18 protein-coding genes are annotated in these 19,577 nt (G+C 50.1%); all 18 read left to right on the top strand.

From position 1 onward, the window contains the following. Positions 1-73: 73 nt before the first annotated feature. The 18 genes from yabP to nadA all read left to right on the top strand — a co-directional run bounded on the left by yabP (position 74) and on the right by nadA (position 19,546). Entirely contained in the window at positions 74-355 is a 282-nt protein-coding gene (gene yabP, locus BN3279_RS00460; protein WP_059048741.1) for a sporulation protein YabP, read from the top strand. Next, positions 352-939, top strand: coding sequence for a spore cortex biosynthesis protein YabQ (gene yabQ / locus BN3279_RS00455; protein WP_059048740.1), 588 nt, complete (start codon positions 352-354; stop codon positions 937-939). Before yabP ends, yabQ begins: the two co-directional genes overlap by 4 nt. Before the next feature lie 31 nt (positions 940-970). Beyond that, positions 971-1,321 (top strand): FtsB family cell division protein, encoded by a 351-nt coding sequence (locus BN3279_RS00450; protein ID WP_232436722.1) that lies wholly within the window; start codon positions 971-973, stop codon positions 1,319-1,321. Positions 1,322-1,437: 116 nt separating this feature from the next. After that, positions 1,438-1,917 (top strand): S1 domain-containing RNA-binding protein, encoded by a 480-nt coding sequence (locus BN3279_RS00445; RefSeq protein WP_059048738.1) that lies wholly within the window; start codon positions 1,438-1,440, stop codon positions 1,915-1,917. 434 nt (positions 1,918-2,351) lie between these two features. Further along, on the top strand, positions 2,352-4,817 hold the full coding sequence (spoIIE, locus tag BN3279_RS00440) for a stage II sporulation protein E (protein WP_392396813.1): 2,466 nt from the start codon (positions 2,352-2,354) through the stop codon (positions 4,815-4,817). 102 nt (positions 4,818-4,919) lie between these two features. After that, the gene (locus BN3279_RS00435; RefSeq protein ID WP_059048737.1) at positions 4,920-5,831 is read left to right on the top strand and encodes an ArsR/SmtB family transcription factor; all 912 of its coding nucleotides are present in this window, start codon (positions 4,920-4,922) and stop codon (positions 5,829-5,831) included. A 220-nt stretch (positions 5,832-6,051) separates the two neighbouring features. Beyond that, positions 6,052-7,803 (top strand): ABC transporter substrate-binding protein, encoded by a 1,752-nt coding sequence (locus BN3279_RS00430; protein WP_059048736.1) that lies wholly within the window; start codon positions 6,052-6,054, stop codon positions 7,801-7,803. Positions 7,804-7,867: 64 nt separating this feature from the next. Further along, positions 7,868-8,824, top strand: a complete 957-nt coding sequence (locus tag BN3279_RS00425; protein ID WP_059048735.1) for an ABC transporter permease — start codon at positions 7,868-7,870, stop codon at positions 8,822-8,824. Positions 8,825-8,845: 21 nt separating this feature from the next. Next, on the top strand, positions 8,846-9,772 hold the full coding sequence (opp4C, locus tag BN3279_RS00420; protein ID WP_059048772.1) for an oligopeptide ABC transporter permease: 927 nt from the start codon (positions 8,846-8,848) through the stop codon (positions 9,770-9,772). A gap of 10 nt (positions 9,773-9,782) precedes the next feature. After that, a complete protein-coding gene (locus BN3279_RS00415) occupies positions 9,783-10,766 on the top strand; it encodes an ABC transporter ATP-binding protein (protein ID WP_059048734.1) in 984 nt (327 codons plus the stop codon). Then, positions 10,759-11,724, top strand: coding sequence for an ABC transporter ATP-binding protein (locus BN3279_RS00410; protein ID WP_059048733.1), 966 nt, complete (start codon positions 10,759-10,761; stop codon positions 11,722-11,724). Before BN3279_RS00415 ends, BN3279_RS00410 begins: the two co-directional genes overlap by 8 nt. A 47-nt stretch (positions 11,725-11,771) precedes the next feature. After that, positions 11,772-12,239, top strand: coding sequence for a hypothetical protein (locus BN3279_RS00405; RefSeq protein WP_082672872.1), 468 nt, complete (start codon positions 11,772-11,774; stop codon positions 12,237-12,239). A gap of 158 nt (positions 12,240-12,397) precedes the next feature. Continuing rightward, positions 12,398-13,141 (top strand): vWA domain-containing protein, encoded by a 744-nt coding sequence (locus BN3279_RS00400; RefSeq protein ID WP_059048731.1) that lies wholly within the window; start codon positions 12,398-12,400, stop codon positions 13,139-13,141. Further along, entirely contained in the window at positions 13,113-14,069 is a 957-nt protein-coding gene (locus tag BN3279_RS00395; RefSeq protein ID WP_059048730.1) for a protein kinase domain-containing protein, read from the top strand. Before BN3279_RS00400 ends, BN3279_RS00395 begins: the two co-directional genes overlap by 29 nt. Positions 14,070-14,090: 21 nt before the next feature. Then, entirely contained in the window at positions 14,091-15,527 is a 1,437-nt protein-coding gene (gene tilS, locus BN3279_RS00390; protein WP_059048729.1) for a tRNA lysidine(34) synthetase TilS, read from the top strand. Positions 15,528-15,599: 72 nt separating this feature from the next. Then, on the top strand, positions 15,600-16,139 hold the full coding sequence (gene hpt / locus BN3279_RS00385) for a hypoxanthine phosphoribosyltransferase (protein WP_059048728.1): 540 nt from the start codon (positions 15,600-15,602) through the stop codon (positions 16,137-16,139). A gap of 100 nt (positions 16,140-16,239) precedes the next feature. Next, positions 16,240-18,321, top strand: a complete 2,082-nt coding sequence (gene ftsH / locus BN3279_RS00380) for an ATP-dependent zinc metalloprotease FtsH (RefSeq protein WP_059048727.1) — start codon at positions 16,240-16,242, stop codon at positions 18,319-18,321. Positions 18,322-18,607: 286 nt separating this feature from the next. Beyond that, positions 18,608-19,546: a quinolinate synthase NadA gene (gene nadA / locus BN3279_RS00375; protein WP_059048726.1), complete on the top strand. Its 939-nt coding sequence runs from the start codon at positions 18,608-18,610 to the stop codon at positions 19,544-19,546. The last annotated feature ends 31 nt before the right edge of the window (positions 19,547-19,577 follow it).

The following is a 19,577-nucleotide window of genomic DNA, read 5'->3' as shown; positions in this document are numbered from 1 at the left end:
CTGAGTATTGTTCTGGAGTTCTAAACCCTCCCTCACCCCCATAAGCTAGGGATAAGAAGGAGGGGTACATGCTATGGTCGAGCTTAATAAGGGCAAGCATCAGGAGCTGCACTTGATGAATCGCAAGCTGCTGGAGATTTCGGGGGTACTCAATGTGGAGAGCTTTGACAGTGAGGAGTTCCTGCTTCAGACCGAGCTTGGGCATTTGACGATTCGAGGGCAGAATTTACATATCAAAAATCTCAATTTGGAGCAAGGATTGGTCAGCATTGAAGGTTTGGTCCATACGCTGTCCTATCTGGAGCCGGGTTCCCAGTCATCCGGGAAAGGCTTGCTCGGCAAGCTGTTCCGATGAATCTGGAGACACAATGGATCACTTTGCTATGGATGCTCGCATCTGGAGGCATTTTGGGGGTAGCCTTCGACAGCTACCGGGTTGTATCTGGACAACTTCATTTTCCCCGGTGGAGTATTCATGTTCTCGATTTATTGTATTGGGTAGCGGCAGCTTTGTTCGTATTTCGGGTGTTGTACCATAGCAACCATGGAGAATTACGATTTTATGTTTTCTTGGGATTGTTTATAGGCATTTGGATTTATTTTTTGTTCCTAAGTGTTATAACAGAGCGTTTTGTGTTAATGTTAATGAGGATATCTAACAAAATTTATCGCATGATCGTACGAACGATTGAGATTTTATTGATCGCTCCGCTGAAATGGCTGGTCAATTTGATCCGGCTTATGCTTGGTTTCCTATGGATTGGGTTATTATTCCTGCTTCGGATAACGTTGTTGCCGATCTGGAAGTTAATCCGGTGGGCGTTTAGGCCTATCTGGAGGAAGCTGAGAATTCCGGAAGGGTGGACCAAGGTTCAGCATTGGGCGGCCATGTGGCGGGATCGTTGTTTGCGTTTGTTACGTTGGTTTAATAAAGAATAACATGTTTGGGGGTGCCCTGATGCGGCGTGCTGTGCCGACAAATTCGAAAATTTCAAACAACTCCAAGTCTTCTACCAAGAATGGATCGGTGTCAGCCAAGCGGCGTCTGCGGCTCTGGATGACGTTAATGGTGCTATTTCTCGGCTGGGCCGGCTACACCTATGTCTCCCAATCCGGGGAGATCAACGCCAAATCTGAACAACTTGCACAGCGGCAGGCTTCCAGGGATGCCAATGAGCAGAGTTTGAACCAACTCAAATATGAAATTAACCGTCTGAATGACCCCGAATATATTGGACAAATTGCCATGAAGAAATACGGTCTGTACAAGCCCGGCGAAATTCCGGTTCGGGTATCCGAGTCTGAAGCCGAAAATGACTGACCCCGTGCGGGGTAGACGTCTGTTGACCTTGTTTCAGTCATTCGGTATAATCAAATCACCGCAGTCATGATTTCGAGGCCTGGCTGTATATTTTTAAGGGAGGATCATTTTATTTTATGGCAATTGAAGTGGGCACCAAGTTAGAAGGAAAAGTGACAGGCATTACACACTTCGGAGCATTTGTGGATCTGTCAGGAGGTGTCACGGGTCTCGTTCACATCTCGGAGATCGCCGACAACTATGTCAAGGACGTCAACGATCATCTGAAGATCGGCGACACAGTTACCGTGAAGGTAATCAATGTCGATAAGGACGGCAAGATCGGACTTTCCATCAAGCAGGCTGTTGACAAACCGGTAGAGGCTGCCAGACCGCCTCGTGCACCGAGAACAGATCGGCCTAGCGGAAGAGACGGAGACCGTCCAGGCGGCGGATTTAACCGGGATCGTGGAGGACGTTCTTTCAAGCCCCCGGCCGGCAAAGCTACCTTTGAGGATAAGGTTTCCAGGTTCCTTAAGGATAGTGAGGAGCGTATTTCTTCGTTGAAGAAGAATACGGAAGGGAAGCGTGGAGGACGCGGAGCCAAACGAATGTAATCCCTAATCCAATATTAGACCCACCGCAGGCAGCGTAATTAGCCTGCGGTTTTTTGTATGCTTAGCGACTTTTTTTAAAGAGTCGCTTTATTTTTTATTTATAAACAAAGCAGCTTTTGTCGCCTCTCCACTTTTGCCGACAGGTTGTTACGGGTTTTTACGAGGACTGCGCGCAAAGAAAAGAGGTTTCCCTACAGACATGCCCTGTTTTTATACGAACATAAGCACCCCTCAGCTCATTCAACCTTTAGAGGCGCGTGCGTTCGCGCTGTTGTCGCCCTTCGCTCTCAATTTGTCGGAAATTTCTTTTGGACAGGTTCCGGTATCTGACAAACTTTCCACTTGCGGCCTCCTATAATGGGACATACCTTACTAACTCAGGAAAAGGTGGTGCCGGGATGTTGAACAAGTGGAATATCACCCTGTTTATGGGGATGAGAAAAATGTGGGACCAAGGCGCGTGGCGAAAAGCTGTTGCGGAACTACCTGCCGTACAGAGGGCTGAGCATATGCTGGCTGCTAACAAATGGAACGGATTGCTGATCATGATGAGTTTCCTGTTAGGGAAAGCCACGATATTGGACGAGCTGGCTCCCTTTGCCGTCGCTTTCTTCGCGGTTATGTTATTTATGCGGCGAGACATCGCCTGGATTACAGGGGTGGCTATGCTGGCCGGAGCAGCGTTTGCGCCTGGTGCTCATACTCATGTGCTGCAAATATCCGTGGAGCTGCTGATCTTTTATCTAATTCACCGGGGCCTCGAGTCGTTTGAACGGGCGGACATCTCTTATGCTCCGGTTATGGTATTTACCAGTACCTTCTTCGTTGGCTTGTTCAGTGCTGTTATTGGTCCTTCATTGACATGGTATGCCTTGACGATGACCGTTATGGATGCGCTGTTAAGCTTTGTGCTTACGCTGGTCTTCATTCAAGCTATTCCGGTATTTACACATAGGAAGAAGCACCACCAATTACGCGGCGAAGAGATATTATGCCTGGTTATTCTGCTGGCCTCGGTCATGACCGGAACGGTAGGCTGGGAGATTACCGGCTTGTCCGCAGAGCATGTGCTGTCGCGATATTTGATTCTATTGTTTGCTTTTGTCGGGGGAGCACCCTTGGGGGCTTCGGTCGGAGTGATCACCGGACTTATTCTGAGTCTGGCCGATACAGGGGCGTTATATCAGATGAGCCTGCTGGCCTTCTCAGGGCTGCTGGCCGGGATGCTGAAGGAAGGACGCAAATGGGCGGTTGGGTTTGGGATGCTACTCGGTTCGTCCATTCTGTCCATCTACATTGCTGGTCCCACTGACGTGATGTCCTCCACTTGGGAGAGCTGTGCCGCCGTGTTGTTCTTCTTGTTAACACCAAAGAGAACCATCCAAATCATTGCCGGGTATGTGCCGGGTACGCAGGAGCATGCCAAGACGCAACATGAGTATGCCAAGCGGGTACGCGATATCACGGCAGAACGCGTGGCCCAATTCTCCCAAGTGTTCAAGCAGTTGGCGCGGAGCTTTGGGCAGGTGTCCAGCTCAGGGGAAATCGCCAAGCGGGGCGAGGAAATGGACCATTTTATGAATGCGGTAACAGAAGGGGCTTGCGCTACCTGCTACCGGCGGAACAGTTGCTGGGACGGGAAGTTCTACCAAACCTACAAGCTGATGACCGACATGATGACGGCGATTGAAGAGAAGCCGGACATCACGGCCGCAGAGGTTCCTGCAAGATGGACCAAGTTGTGCGTCAAGCCGGATCAGGTACTGGAGATTATGAAGCATGAGTACAACCTTTACCAACATGATATGCACTGGAAACGGCAGATATACGATAGTCGTCAACTTGTTGCCGAGCAATTATCTGGCGTCTCGCAAGTGATGGAGGATTTGGCTCGTGAGATTCAGCGCGAAGGACAAGCCATGTACCGACAGGAGGCACAAATTCGCGAGGCCCTGGAGCAGATGGGGCTGTCTATACATGGCATTGATATTATCAACCTGGACCATGGCAATGTAGAGATTGAGATCGTACATGCGTATACTCGCGGGTATGATGAATGCCGCAAAATCATCGGTCCGCTGCTGTCCGATATTCTGGGCGAGCATATTGCCGTTATGAACGAGACGCTCCATAAGGGCAAGGACGGACTCGCCACGGTGACCTTCGGCTCCGCCAAGACCTTCGAGATTATGACCGGCGTGGCAGGTACGGCCAAGGGGGGCGACATTCTCTCCGGGGACAGCTTCAGTGCGAAGGAACTTGGTAACGGTACTTTTGCGGTAGCGATAAGCGATGGAATGGGTAATGGAGAGCGGGCCAGGCTGGAGAGCAGTACCGCACTTAATATTTTGGAGCAATTGCTGCAGTCGGGAATGGAAGAGACGCTGGCGATCAAATCGGTCAATTCTGTGCTGCTGCTGCGCTCGCCGGATGAATTCTATGCTACGGTGGACATGGCGCTGATTGACCAATACACCGCACGGACGACATTTATGAAGATTGGCTCATCGCCGAGTTTTATCAAGCGGGGCCAGGAGGTCATTCCTATCTCTGCAAGCAATCTGCCAATTGGGATTATTCAGGATATCGAGGTAGATTTGGTATCAGTACAGTTGTATCCGGGGGATACGCTGATTATGATGACCGATGGTATCTATGATGCACCGGGGCCGGCCGTGAACAAGGAACTCTGGATCAAACGGCTGATTCAGGAGATCGGGGCCGAGGAACCGCAGGAGATTGCCGATCGTCTGCTTGAATCGGTCATCCGCTATCAGAAGAATGTAGTTCATGATGATATGACCGTTGTAGTAGCGACCGTAGATCATTTCAGGCCACAGTGGTCTACGCTGCATATTCCGGGCATCAGCCGATTGGAGCGGCCGCGCACGGTCAGTTAGTCAAGAGCTTGGGGTGGAAAACCTCAAGCTCTTTTTTTGTCATAAGCTTGGTTCTAAATTGGGGGAGCAAGTTATAATAGAGACAGAAAGGGGCTTGAAGAAATGAACTACGTTGTTGACACAGCGTTTGAGCCACGGTTCGAACTGCTTAGCAGCTTACATACCATGATTTGCCGTAAATCACATAAAAAAATAGATATCTCCTCCAAATGGGTTAAGGACACACTGAATCAGCTAACCCCGGAATTTGCTACTTTGCTTGGCGAGGCAGAAATTGATAGCGACTGGAAGACAACCTACCTACTGAACTATGTCTGTCCGGGGGAGTTGTCTCCGGAAGGCTTCTTGGCTTGGCTAGAAGCTCAATCCCCAGGAGATTTGTACGAGCAGATTGCGGCATATAGCCAGCAATTTCCCAAGGACATGGGGGAGTTCCGCTCCCGTACTTTGAAATTACTGTCAGGCTGGAACGAGCAATATTTTCGCCGGCTGGACCCCACTGTACTGAGTGCTTTGCGTGAAGAGGTCGAACAACGGAAGAAAGAGCAACCTTCTATGAAGGCAGATCAATTTGTAGACCGAACGACAAACGGGCTGGCATTTAGGCCAAAAGAAGGCTTGGAGAGGCTGGTCTTAATCCCGCAATATCATTTTCAACCTATGAATGTCATTTATCATTTTGGTCAAGTCACTCTGTGTCACTACTCCGCAAGGATCTATTTAGGTGATGATAAGAACTTCCCTCCACAGGAGTACCGAATGATTCGTGCTTTGGGCGAGCAAAGTCGATTGAAAATTTTACGATATTTAAGTCAAGGCCCACGGACCTTTACCGAGATTGTTCGCCATTTGAAGCTATCCAAGGGGATTACGCATGATCATGTATCCAAACTGCGGAGCGGAGGCTTTATCCGGGCCCACTTTGAAGGTGAGACGGTTGCTGAATATAGCCTGCGGCCTGAGATGCTAAGCGAGATGCATGGCAAACTGATGGACTTTATCTTGACCAAGTAGCCATTATTCACAGATTGAAACGCATAAGTGACTCTCTTCCGAGGACGGAAGGGAGTTTTTTGTTGTTCATTCTCTATATAAAGAAAAATAAAATGGTTCTCTATTTACAGAACAAATAGAGTTGCGTATAATATTGAAATCATATAGCCTTGTTATCTTATCGGAATTTAAGAGTATTGAATTTTGGAAATTAGCTTGCGAAAGGGGAAGAGTGAGGGAGATGGACAGAAAAAGATCTACGGTATGGTTTACCATTATGCTGGTTGGGGTGCTGCTATTGTCGGCTTGCGCGAGTAAAGGGGGCAATTCTGCCGCACCGAACGCAGGAGCAACGCAAGCTCAAAATAGCCAAAATACAGCGGGGGAGACGGGCGGCGATACTGAGAATTTAACGGAGGATTTACAGCTTATTGCAGCTAGCGATCTATCCAAGCTACCCAACGTAGCCAAGGAGAGAACGGATACCATTATTGTCGGGTTAACTGATCCAAGTGGGGCATTCACTCCGTACTTCCAGCAAAGCGGCTACGATGGCAATGTTTCGTCTCTGCTGTATACGCCATTGGTTACCGTCGATGATAGCGGCCTGCCCACACCGGGACTGGCGGAGAGCTGGGAGGTTTCATCCGATCAGCTTACCTATACCTTTCATCTACGCCAGGATTTAAAGTTCAGCGACGGGTCGCCACTAACCGCAGAGGATGTTGCGTTCACCTGGACCTTGTTACATGACAAGTCTTATGACGGAGACTCTCAAATTCCAGCACTGGGTATTGAGGGTGGGGAGGATTACAAGTCCGGTACTGTCGATGGTATCTCTGGAATCACCATTACCGATTCGTTGACCGTTTCGGCTCAATTACAGAGTCCTAATGCGACCGCTTTGGTTATTCTTGGCGGAGATATCTTGTCCAAGGCGTATTATGGCAAGGATTATACATTTGGTGAACTGGATTATATCAAGAAGCTGCATGAGAAGCCGCTGGGCAACGGTCCCTATGTGCTGGAGAAATTTATTCCCGGCCAAGAGGTTCGTTATGTAGCTAATGAGCACTATTATGCGGGACCTCCAAAAACACCGCGCTTTATTTATAAAACCTCTGAAGGGGATGTGTGGCAGTATCTGGAGACAGGTGAAGTTGATTATTCTTCCTTCAGTGCAACTACGGAAAATATTGAGAAATTAAAGAGCTTGGGCTTTGTTAATATTTTGCCGTATACGCCAAGCACCTATGGATATCTGCAATTGAATCTGGAACATGAACAGTTGAAGGATAAGAGAGTAAGACAAGCGCTGGCAGTTGGCCTGGATCGTCAAAGTATCTATGTCGATGCTAACCAGGGTGCTGGCAGTGTGGCTAACATCCCGGCATCGCCAATCTCGTGGGCTTACACCGAAGAGGGAATCAATAGCTATGCCTTTGATTCTGAGCAGGCGGGCCAACTGCTGGATGAGGCAGGGTGGACGGTAGGAGCGAACGGTATCCGTGAGAAGGATGGTCAGAAGCTGACGCTTCATTACCTGGGTTATAAGAATGCACAAAATGATATTTTTATCGCCGTCGCTACCGAGAACCTGGCGGCCATCGGGGTTGATTTTCAACCGGAGGTCTTTGCCGACTTTAACGCATTAATCTCGAAGGTGGAAAGTGGAGATTACGATGTCGCTTCATTCTCAACACCGATGCTCACCGATCCTTCCGAGGGCGTGCAGAAGTTTGTGAACGGGGAAATTGAAGGGTATGACAATCCCAAGGTAAAAGAGTTGTACGACAAAGCCCTGGCTACCAGCGATATCGAGCAACGTAAGGCAGCTTATCAGGAGCTATTCCAACTCTTGAATGATGAGTTGCCAGTGATATTCACCAACTACAAGAAGACAGTCTACGCCTACAATGGCCGGATCGAGAATTTATCTGTTAGTCCGTTTACGGGACTCTCCTCCAGCCTGCCAAATTGGACTCTTAAATAAAAAAATCCGCCCCCCCTCGCGTTGGTGAACGCGCGAGGGGGGTGGCTTGTCTAAGGAGCTACTTATGAGCACTTACATCACCAAACGGTTGATCTACATGGCGGTCATTCTCCTTGCCGCTTCGTTGTTGATATTTTGTTTATATGCCCTGACCCCTGGGGATTTCATTAGCGGAAACATCAAGCTCACTCCTGAGAGAAAAGCCGAGCTCCGCGAGATTTATGGTCTCAACAAGCCTTTATTGGAGCGATATGCTACTTGGATGAACAACGCTTTTCATGGGAATTTTGGTTATTCACTCGCTCAGCAACGACCGGTCTTAACCCTGTTTAACGATTATATTTGGAACTCTTTCTTACTAGCGGCGGTATCTACCTTTCTGACCTGGTTCATAGCAGTGGTTGTGGGTGTAGTGTCGGCCTATAAGCAGTATTCCTGGTTCGATACATTGGTGCTTTTACTTATCTTCGCAGCCATGTCGCTACCGTCCTTTTTTATCGGCCTGTTTCTAATTAAGGTTCTTGCTGTGGACTTTAAATGGCTGCCGCCGGGGGGGATGCTGACTACGGGGAGTAATGCAACCGGGATGGCCTATATCAAGGAAGTCATTCATCATATGGCGCTGCCGGTTATCGTCATGACCATTCTGGGTGTAGGTTCATTGACACGGTATTTCCGTACCAACATGATCGAGGTGATCAAGCAGGACTATATAAGAACGGCCCGTGCTAAAGGGTTAAAGGAGGGCAAGGTGCTGTATCGCCATGCTTTGCGTAATGCCCTGCTTCCGGCCATAACCTTGGTTGGTTTTGAATTGCCCGCACTGTTTGGAGGCTCTTTAATTATAGAGAAAATCTTCAATTGGCCGGGAATCGGGCAGTTATATATGTCTTCCTTCTCCGTGAGGGATTACCCTCTATTGATGGGGTTTACGATGCTGATTGCTATCCTGACCGTGATCGGGACCTTAATATCTGATCTTCTCTATCATCTCGCTGACCCGCGTGTCAGATTACATTAGGAGGGAGTCAACATGACACTAATGGAACCGCACACGGCGCGGGCAGCAGAATCACAGAAATCGGAAACAAGGTACAAGAAGCCATCGCTCTGGAAGCAAGCGCTACGCCATTTACTTCGCAACAAGCTGGCGGTGTCGGGCTTTATCGTTGTTGCCTTTATGTTCTTGGCTTGCTTTATCGGCCCCCTATTCTCGCCTTATGCCGACAATAAGATCAATATGTCCATCATGAACAAGCCGCCTAGCTGGCAGCATTGGTTAGGTACAGACAAGCTGGGAAGGGATGTGCTTACGCGTGTGCTGCAAGCGGGCAGAATTTCGCTTACCGTTGGCCTCGCTTCTATGGCGCTATCCGTTTTTCTTGGTACTTTGTTAGGGGCTCTCGCAGGATATTATCGCGGCATCGTAGATCAGATTATTATGAGAATAGCAGATCTGCTGCTAACCATTCCCGGCTTGCCACTATTATTTATTTCCGGGGCCCTGCTATCCGAATGGAAAGTGCCTACTGACTACCGGATGTATATCGTGATGCTGATGTTAAGCCTGGTGAACTGGCCGGGGCTTGCCCGAATGATCCGGGGTCAATTGCTTAGCCTGCGGGAACAGGAATTCATGCATGCTGCGGTGGTGCTGGGACTCCGAGATCGCCGCAAGCTGCTTCATCATCTGCTGCCCAACCTGGTGCCGCTTATCATCGTCATGGCTACGCTTAATATTGGTGGAGCTATTCTCAGCGAATCGGTGTTAAGCTTCTTCGGGCTTGGCGTTATGCCACCTACGCCGACCTGGGGCAATATGATCGATGCCGCCAACAATATGATTGACTTCCAGCAACGGCCTTGGTTATGGATTCCGCCGGGACTATCCATCTTTGCTACCGTCATAGCTATTAATCTGTTTGGTGACGGGTTGCGGGACGTACTGGACCCCAAATTGAAGAGGTAGGTGAACAATCATGTCAGCTTTGCTAAAGATCGAAGGATTAAGCACGCATTTCATCACGGAAGAAGGGCGAATCAAGGCGGTTGACGAGGTGAGCCTGCGAATTCTCCAAGGCGAAACCGTCTGTATTGTCGGTGAATCCGGCTGTGGTAAGAGTGTTACGGCTATGTCCGTAATGGGACTGCTGCAAGGTGGGCTTGGCGTAGCCATTGACGGGCGAATTACCTTCCAAGACACCGACTTGCTATCTCTAAACAAAGCCGAGATCAGAGCGATTCGTGGTCATGAGATTGCCATGATCTTTCAGGAGCCGATGTCTTCGTTAAATCCGGTGTTGACCATTGGTGAACAGTTAATCGAGCCGATGATGGAGCACCTGAAGCTAAATAAAAAAGTAGCAAGGGAACGGGCGACTGCACTTATTGAACAAGTGGGGATTTCGCGTTCCAAGCAGATCATGAATAGTTACCCCCATGAGCTGAGTGGAGGTATGCTGCAACGGATTATGATTGCTATGGCGATCTCTTGTGGCCCCAAGCTCTTGATTGCCGACGAGCCAACCACGGCCCTCGATGTTACGATTCAGGCGCAGATTCTGGATATGCTGCGTCAAATCAAGGAGGAGTCGGGCATGGCGATTCTGCTGATTACGCACGATCTGGGTGTCGTTGCCGAAATGGCTGACTATGTCGTCGTGATGTATGCCGGCAAGATTGTGGAGGAGGGCGAAGTGACCAAGCTGTTCGAAGACCCAAAGCACCCATATACGCAAGGTCTCTTGAGGTCTAAGCCTGTGCTGGGCCAGCGGCAGGAGGAATTATTCTCTATCCCTGGCCAGGTGCCTAATTTATTGGAATTACAGCCGTATTGCTATTTCCACGACCGCTGCGAACATTGTATGGCGATTTGCCGGACGCAGGAGCCAGAGCTAGGAGTGGTAGGTCATCAGCAGAAGGCGGCCTGCTGGCTATATGGGGAGGTAGCACATCATGGCTGAACCCTTGTTGGAGATAAGGCATTTGAAGAAGTATTTTCCTATCAAAACGGGATTGTTAGGAAGAACGACAGGTCAAGTCAAGGCTGTTGACGATATCAGCATCACGATTCAGGAAGGAGAGACCTTTGGGCTCGTCGGCGAGTCGGGCAGCGGTAAAAGCACGGTGGGTCGAAGCATCGTTCGACTTACCGAGAAGACAGATGGCGAAATCATGTTCCGGGGAACAGATTTGCATAGCTTGCAAGGCGATGAATTGCGCAGACTGCGTCCGAAGCTGCAAATGATTTTTCAGGACCCCTACGGCTCCCTGAACCCACGAATTAGAGTAGGCGATGCCATCGGGGAAGCCTTGCTGGACCACGGATTGTTGGGCAAAGGGGAGATCAGAGAGCGGGTGTTGGAGGTGCTGAACTCCTGCGGGTTATCCTCATATCATATTGATCGGTATCCCCATGAATTTTCTGGTGGACAACGTCAGCGAATTGGCATTGCCCGGGCGCTCATTCTGAATCCTGACTTAATGATTGCTGATGAGCCAGTCTCTGCGCTGGACGTGTCCATTCAGGCACAGATCATCAACCTGTTTCGCAAGCTACAGGAAAGCCAGGGCCTGACCTATCTATTCATCTCTCATGATCTTAGCGTGGTAGAGCATCTTTGCTCGCATGTGGGCGTCATGTATTTGGGAGGAATGGTCGAGACGGCGACCCGGGACGAATTGTTCCTTCATCCCCTTCACCCGTATACCAAAGCATTGCTGTCGGCCGTGCCGATGCCCATTCCGCGGTTGAAGCGGGAACGAATCATTCTGAAGGGGGATATTCCCAGCCCGGCGAATCCGCCTTCCGGTTGCAAATTCCATACAAGGTGTCCGTTCGCCACGTCGGAGTGTCGGGAGCAAATACCGAACATGCGCAATGTTGGCAGTAATCACTACGTCGCTTGTCACTGGGTCTGACTGGAATGTATTAGTTACTTTTACTTTTTGATGAAGGGGAGATCTTTTTGGGAGATGGATTGACTGCGGGGTTGCCACAGCCTTATGCACTCCGTCTGGAGCTCATTCGCGCTAAGGGATATTCAAATCGTGAGGTGTTGGACCTGGTTGGGCGCCGGGATGAAGCTGAGTTCAAGGAACGGATTAGTGCGGAACTGGGGTGGACTGAATTTCTGGAATATACGAGTGTCCATGCTGCGGAGTTCGCGGAAGCCGTCCGGAGTGGCTATACATTCAAATTTATGACGATAGGTGGTCTTCGCAGCTTGCTTGATATCAAATTCGGACTCCAGCCTGAGCGAGATTATCAACTGCACGCTACGAAATTAACCGGGCTGATGTTGGATACCTCAAGCTATCAACTATTAGAACAACTGACTCCGGATTACTGGGTCATCGATAGTCAGCCTGACCCTGCTGTAGTAGGGTATTTCCAAGTCCGGATTGAGCACCGCTACGCAACATCAACCGAATAATTGAGGACTACAGAACTTAAGGCCATGGCCTTAGGTTCTTTTGCCTTGAGGGAATGTCCCGCTAACGTTACAACTGACTCGTTTGAAATCTACCTACTCTGGAAATGCTAGATACGAGAGAAGGTATTTTTTGATATCCGAGAAGGGCGGGAAGCAGAATGAAGCAAATTATGTTGATTACGGACGGTTGCTCGAACGTGGGCGATAGTCCGGTTATGGCAGCGGCGTTGGCTAGACAGGAAGGGATTACGGTCAATGTGATCGGCATCGTCGATTATGGCACGATTGGGGAACTAGGCAGCTTGGAGATTAGCGAAATCGCCAAGGCGGGGGGCGGCATGAGCCGGATCGCCGGAACAGAGAACTTGGCTCAGACGATGCAAATGTTAACGCGCAAGACGGTGGTACAGACGATTCAGCACGCGGTTAACAAGGAAATCAGGCATATTCTGGGCGATCAAACGGTGGGCGATTTGCCTCCGGAGACCCGGTCGCAGGTTGTCGAGGTCATCGATGAATTGAGTGAGAGCAGCCCATTGCAGGTGGCACTCCTGATTGATGCCAGTGCCAGCATGAAGCCCAAGCTGCGTGCCGTAGAGGAAGCCATTCGCGATATGATGCTGAGCCTCAGTTCAAGAGCAGGGGAGAGCAAGCTGGCCGTATTTCATTTCCCGGGCTCTCACAGCGGTGAAGATGCAGTGCTCGATGTAGACTGGACAGAGGATCTGGGAGCCGCACGGTCCATATTCCAGCGAATTGCCATGAGGGGCGCTACTCCTACGGGCCCGGCCATCTTGAAGGTGATGGAATTTATCCAATATGGTACACTGAATGGACATGGAAAGTCTTGGCGTGAGGAGACGGATGGACAAGATGGAATCCTCGGTGGCTACGTCGTTTAAAATCAGCCTGCCGCAGGGGACGCGAATTCGCGGACGCTGGCATGGCGGGAAGTACATCATCCAGCGTTTGCTGGGACAAGGTGCGAACGGCGTTGTATATTTGGTGAAACGAGAGAAGAACAACAAACTATATGCGCTGAAGCTGGGCTTCGATACGCTTGATATCCAATCGGAGATCAATGTGCTGAAGGCGCTGCAACGTCAAAGGCGGCGGCGCGGACCGACGGAACGGGATCTCGCTTATCTGGTGGAGGTAGACGATTATGCTTACCAGGGCAGGGAGGTTCCGTTTTATGTTATGCGCTATGTGCAGGGTGAACCGCTGCGGGTGTTTCTGGCCCGGCGTGGACCACGCTGGCTGGATGCGGCGGGATTGCAATTGCTGCAGCAGTTGAAGCGTCTGCATGAGTCGGGCTGGGTGTTCGGGGATCTCAAGCCGGAAAATATGCTCGTTGGTCCCTATGGCGAGGTCGAACTGATTGATTACGGCGGTGCTACCAGTATAGGGAGAAGCGTCAAGCAGTTCACGGAATGGTACGACCGTGGTTTCTGGGACGCAGGTAATCGGACGGCAGATCCGTCCTATGACTTGTTCTCGTTTGCTGTGGTGTGCTTACATATGCTTGCCGAGCAGCCGCTTAAGAAGGCGGCGACGCAGTTGCCGCAGATGCGCAGCAGGCAGGACTTGCTTGCGATTGTTGACAATCACGAGGCGCTTCAGCCCTATAAGGCTTGGCTGCAACTGGCACTGCGCGGGGAGTTCCGCGATACTGCGGAGGCTTGCCGTCTATGGCGGGAGCAGGTAGCGGAGCGGTTCGCCACAAGGCCGCGGCGCAAGCGGGGGGCCACGCCGAACTGGATGGTGGGCGCTTTTGTTGTCTCCTTAGGTCTGCTTGCTTGCGCCATCTATTTGACCTTGCGCTTCTGAACGAACGGAGGAAATCTCGGGATGAAGGAACAAATGATGCACCGTCTGGTAGAGAATGTTCGTCGAACGGCCAGACAAGAGCGGCTGTGGAATCCGGGAGACCGTATTGTGGTTGCTGTTTCCGGTGGAGTGGATTCGACGCTGCTACTACATATAATGAAAGAATTGGCCGCCGACCCGAAGCTTGGGCTTGAATTAGTCTGTGCGCATCTGCACCATGGCTTGCGCGCCACAGAGGCGGATCGGGATGCTGCCTTTGTTCAAGCCTTGGCCGAAAGGCTTGGGATTCCATTCGAGTTGGGGCATGCCGACGTATATGCTTATATGAAGGAAACTGGGAAGAGCTTAGAGCTTGCCGCGCGTGAGGTGCGTTATGCTTTCTTGCGCGAGGTGGCCCGGAAATACGGGGCAACTTCCGTAGCTCTGGCCCATCATGCGGATGATCAGGCCGAAACTGTGCTAATGCGCTTATTGCGCGGAAGCGGGCTATCCGGACTAGCTGGAATGAGGTTTAAGCGACGGGAAAAAAATGTGGAACTAATCAGACCGCTGCTTCGTATATACAAGACGGATTTGCTCCGGGCGTGTCATGAATCGGGCATTTCCTTTGTGGAGGATAGCAGCAATCAACAAACAGACTTTACTCGGAATGCAATTCGGTTGGATGTGCTCCCATTTTTGGGGCAATATAATGGTCAGTTGCCGGAATCGTTGAACCGGTTAGCAGAGCTGGCTGCTGCCGAAGATGATTATTTGCAGCAGGAGTCGCTCCGGCTTTATGAGGAAATCGTTCGGCAAGATCATGGGTACCCCACGTTTGAGATCCCTGTTTTTAACGAGTTACATGTTGCTTTACAACGGCGGTTGATTAAACTAATATTAAATTATCTGCCTTTAAGGACGGATGAAAGCGATTTTGTCAAGATCGAAGCTATTCGTCAAGGGACGATTCAGCATCATCCCTCGACCTGGAGTCTAGATCTGGGCAGCGGCATAAAGTGCTTGCGTGAGTATGGCACAATCCGTTTTGTCTCCGCTGCTGTGGAGAGTCAGATTCCTCACTATACATATTTGGTGGAGCAACTTCCGGCAGAAGTGCCGATTGCTGGCATGGGCCAGAGCTTGCGCATGACGCAGCTTGTGGTGGACCGGGATGAGGCAAGAGTGGCGGCAGATAGCAATGACGAGGCGAAATTTGATGCGGATGAGCTGGTCTATCCGCTTACAGTACGTTCCCGCCTTCCGGGAGATGTCATGAAAGTCATGGGATTAAACGGCAGCAAAAAGGTAAAAGATATTTTCATCGATGCGAAAATACCTCCTTCCCTGCGCTCCCGCATTCCCGTCGTGACAGATGCTGCGGGCCGGATATTATGGATACCTGGCGTTCGGCGTTCCGCGATTGCCGCGGTCAACCGGGGCACGACTTCCGTCGTGCACATGGTTTTCGGGCAGTAAGAGCAAGTCATTTACACTTCAGGATTAGCGAAAGACCGGCATTCATAGTATAACGTAGGGGGTTTACTTATTTTGCAAAACGATATTCAAGAAGTGCTGATTACAAAGGAACAGATACAGGAGAAGGTTGCGTTGCTTGGCAAACAACTGAGCGCAGAATATGCGGGCCGGAACCCGCTGGTCATCTGTATTTTGAAGGGCGCTTTTATTTTTATGGCTGACTTGGTCAAAGAGATTACCGTACCCATCGAGCTTGATTTCATGGCTGTTTCCAGCTATGGTGCTTCGACCCGTTCTTCGGGAGAAGTGAAGATCATCAAGGATCTGGACAGCTCCGTAGAAGGGCGCGATGTGCTGATTGTGGAGGATATCATCGATAGTGGGCTAACGCTGAGCTACCTGGTCGATGTTCTGGAGCGGCGCAAGGTGAAGTCCGTCAAAATCGTAACACTGTTTGACAAGCCTGCTCGCCGCACTGTGAAGCTGGAAGCGGATTTGTCGGGATTTGTACTGCCGGATGCTTTTGTGGTCGGTTACGGTCTCGACTATGCTGAGAAATACCGCAACCTTCCTTTTATTGGCGTGTTGAAACCTGAAATTTACACCCATTAATCTCAGTGCCCTGTTAGGGCAAACCACCCCCTCGCCGGATTTTTGAAATCGCGAGAGTGGCTATGTTAAAATAACTTAAGGTCTTGAGAGGAGGTAGGGGATGAATCGGTTCATCCGGAATTCTGGTTTTTATTTGATACTTTTCTTAGTCGTGGTGGGCATCGTCCAATTCCTCAACGGCGGACAAGAAGCGACCGTCACCCCTAGTTATACGGAACTGCGTCAGCAGTTGAAGGATGACAATGTGAGTGAACTAACCGGTAAATTCGACGGTTATGCTTATCTGGTAACCGGTGAATATAAACAAGAGGTTGGGGACGAGAAAACAAAGAAGTTCTCGCTACATGTTCCTTTTGACGAGAATGTGTTGAAGGAAATCACTGACCTGAGTGAACAAAACAATTTTCAGGTCACGTGGGAGAAGATGCGGGGCGAAAGCATTTGGCTAACCTTCCTGACATCGATCATACCGCTTGCGATTATGTTCATCTTGTTCTTCTTCCTGTTCAATCAGGCGCAAGGTGGCGGCGGCAAAGTAATGAACTTTGGCAAGAGCCGGGCGCGTCTGTACAATGAAGAGAAGAAGAAGGTTACCTTTGAGGATGTAGCCGGGGCTGACGAAGAGAAGCAGGAATTGGTGGAAGTCGTTGAGTTTCTGAAAGATCCACGGAAGTTCTCTGCAGTAGGCGCCAGAATTCCAAAAGGCGTTCTGCTCGTAGGTCCTCCAGGGACAGGTAAAACCCTCTTGGCTCGCGCCGTTGCTGGTGAAGCCGGGGTTCCGTTCTTTAGTATTTCCGGTTCTGACTTCGTGGAAATGTTCGTAGGGGTCGGGGCATCACGTGTTCGTGACTTGTTCGAGAATGCGAAGAAGAATGCACCATGTATTATCTTTATCGATGAAATTGATGCGGTTGGACGTCAGCGTGGCGCCGGTCTTGGCGGTGGTCACGATGAGCGTGAACAAACGTTGAACCAATTGCTTGTAGAGATGGATGGTTTCGGTGGCAACGAAGGTATTATCATGATAGCCGCAACAAACCGTGCGGATATTTTGGACCCTGCCTTGCTGCGTCCGGGACGGTTTGACCGTCAAATTACCGTAGACCGTCCGGATGTCAAAGGACGCGAAGCGGTGTTGAAGGTTCATGCCCGCAACAAACCGTTGACCAAGGACGTACGTCTGGACGTCATTGCGAAGCGGACCACCGGGTTTACCGGTGCCGATCTGGAGAATTTGCTGAATGAGGCGGCGTTGCTTGCAGCGCGGCGGAACCGTAAAGACATCTCCATGCGGGAAGTAGATGAAGCGATTGACCGAGTAATTGTGGGTACAGAGAAGCGTAGCCGCGTAATCAGCGACCGAGAGAAACGGATCGTCGCTTATCATGAAGCGGGTCATACGATTGTTGGTTACTATCTGGAGCATGCTGATATGGTTCACAAGGTTACGATTATTCCGCGGGGACGCGCTGGCGGGTATGTTATCATGCTGCCGAAGGAAGATCGTATGCTTGCTACTAAGAACGAATTGCTCGATAGAGTGACCGGCCTGCTTGGCGGACGCGTATCGGAGGAAATCTACATCGGTGAAATTGGTACCGGTGCATATAGTGACTTCCAGCAAGCAACCAGCATTGTGCGTAGCATGATTGTTGAATACGGGATGAGCGAGAAGCTCGGACCGATGCAATTCGGCACATCCCAAGGACAGGTGTTCCTTGGACGTGATATCGGACATGAGCAGAACTATAGCGATCAGATTGCCTATGATATCGATCAAGAGATGCAGCGCTTTATTAATGAATCTTACGAACGCTGCAGAGCGTTGCTTACCGAGCATTCTCGGGAAGTTCACCTCATTGCGGAGACGTTGCTTGAAGTGGAGACGTTGGAACTGGATCAGATCAAGTATCTGATTGAGAACGGCTCGCTGGAAGGCTTCGAAAGTGCCCCACATGTGGATGGCGACTCTTCGGAATCGGGCGAACCAACTGTGGATAGCCTGGGGGATGTGCGCGTTCGTATTCAGGGTAAACCTGATGATGCGGCACCTTCTGCACCAGCGGGAGATATTCCGAACGATGCACCAGAAGGTGCAGCCGGCGGAGCTTCCGAGGGAGCGAAACCTGAGGGCGATGACGACAAAGGTTCAAATAACGGGGGCAACACGCCTACCGTATAAATGATACATCGTTGACGATCAAATCCGGGAAACTCTGTGTTTCCCGGATTTTTGCGTCTAAACAGAGAGACAGACGTAAGTTATCGAAAATTTTAGATAAATGTTTGACAGTGTCTTGGACCTTGTGTAAATTAGTTCTTAAACACCGTGTGAAATTTGATACGTTCTTGTGAGATGATGCGGAAGAGTGGCGTATAGAGAATAGAAGCCAGCCGATGCGAGAGGGACGGGAAGCAGCGGGCATACCGTTGCTACAAGTCAAGCACCTTATGGGGGAGGAATTCAGGTGGAGGCTTTAGCACTAGAGCGGAAAGCGGAAATGAACCGTGAACTGCGTGAAAGGCTGGCTCAGCTTAAGAAGGAACGCAACGCAATTATATTAGCGCACTATTATCAGCGCGATGAAATTCAAGAGGTAGCTGACTTTCGTGGCGACTCTTTTTTACTCGCCCAGAAGGCGGCTTCTACGGATGCGGAGACGATTGTCTTCTGTGGTGTACACTTTATGGGGGAAAGTGCCAAGATTCTGGCACCGGGCAAGACCGTGCTCATTCCGGATGAACGAGCGGGTTGTCCCATGGCCGATATGGTCAACGTGGATGGCTTGCGCAAGCTGAAGGCCCAGCATCCCAATGCCAAGGTCGTGACTTATATTAACTCTTCGGCTGATGTTAAGGCGGAGACGGATATCTGCTGTACGTCATCCAATGCCGTGCAAGTGATTAATTCCGTGGACGCAGATGAAATTATCTGGGTACCGGACAAGAACCTGGGCCACTATGTACAGCAGCATACAGACAAGAAGCTGATTATTTGGGAAGGTTACTGCAACACGCATGATATGCTGACGGTTAAAGATGTAATCGAAATGAAGGCCAAATATCCAAACGCCGAGTTCGTAGTTCATCCAGAGTGCCGCCCGGAAGTAGTGGAGATGGGTGATTTCGTAGGGAGTACCACGGCCATTTTGAACTATTGTAAAAATTCGTCTACCAAGCAGTTTATCGTGGGCACTGAGGATGGAACCGGATATCAGCTCCGTCTGGATAGCCCGGATAAAGAATTTCATTTTGCCACTAAATTCCTGGTGTGTCCTAATATGAAGGTTAACAATTTGAAGAAGCTGGTCAAATGTCTGGAGACAATGCAACCGCAAATTTACGTACCGCCGGTCGTTGCCGATAAAGCCAGATTATCCTTAGAGCGCATGCTGCAAGTTCAATAGCATGCGCTACTCTCTTGTCTAAGATAGGTGA

It is taken from the genome of Paenibacillus senegalimassiliensis, assembly GCF_001486585.1.
GTDB lineage: Bacteria > Bacillota > Bacilli > Paenibacillales > Paenibacillaceae > Fontibacillus > Fontibacillus senegalimassiliensis.
Note: the sequence above shows the minus strand (reverse complement) of the source record. Positions and strands in the feature narration are given on the sequence as shown.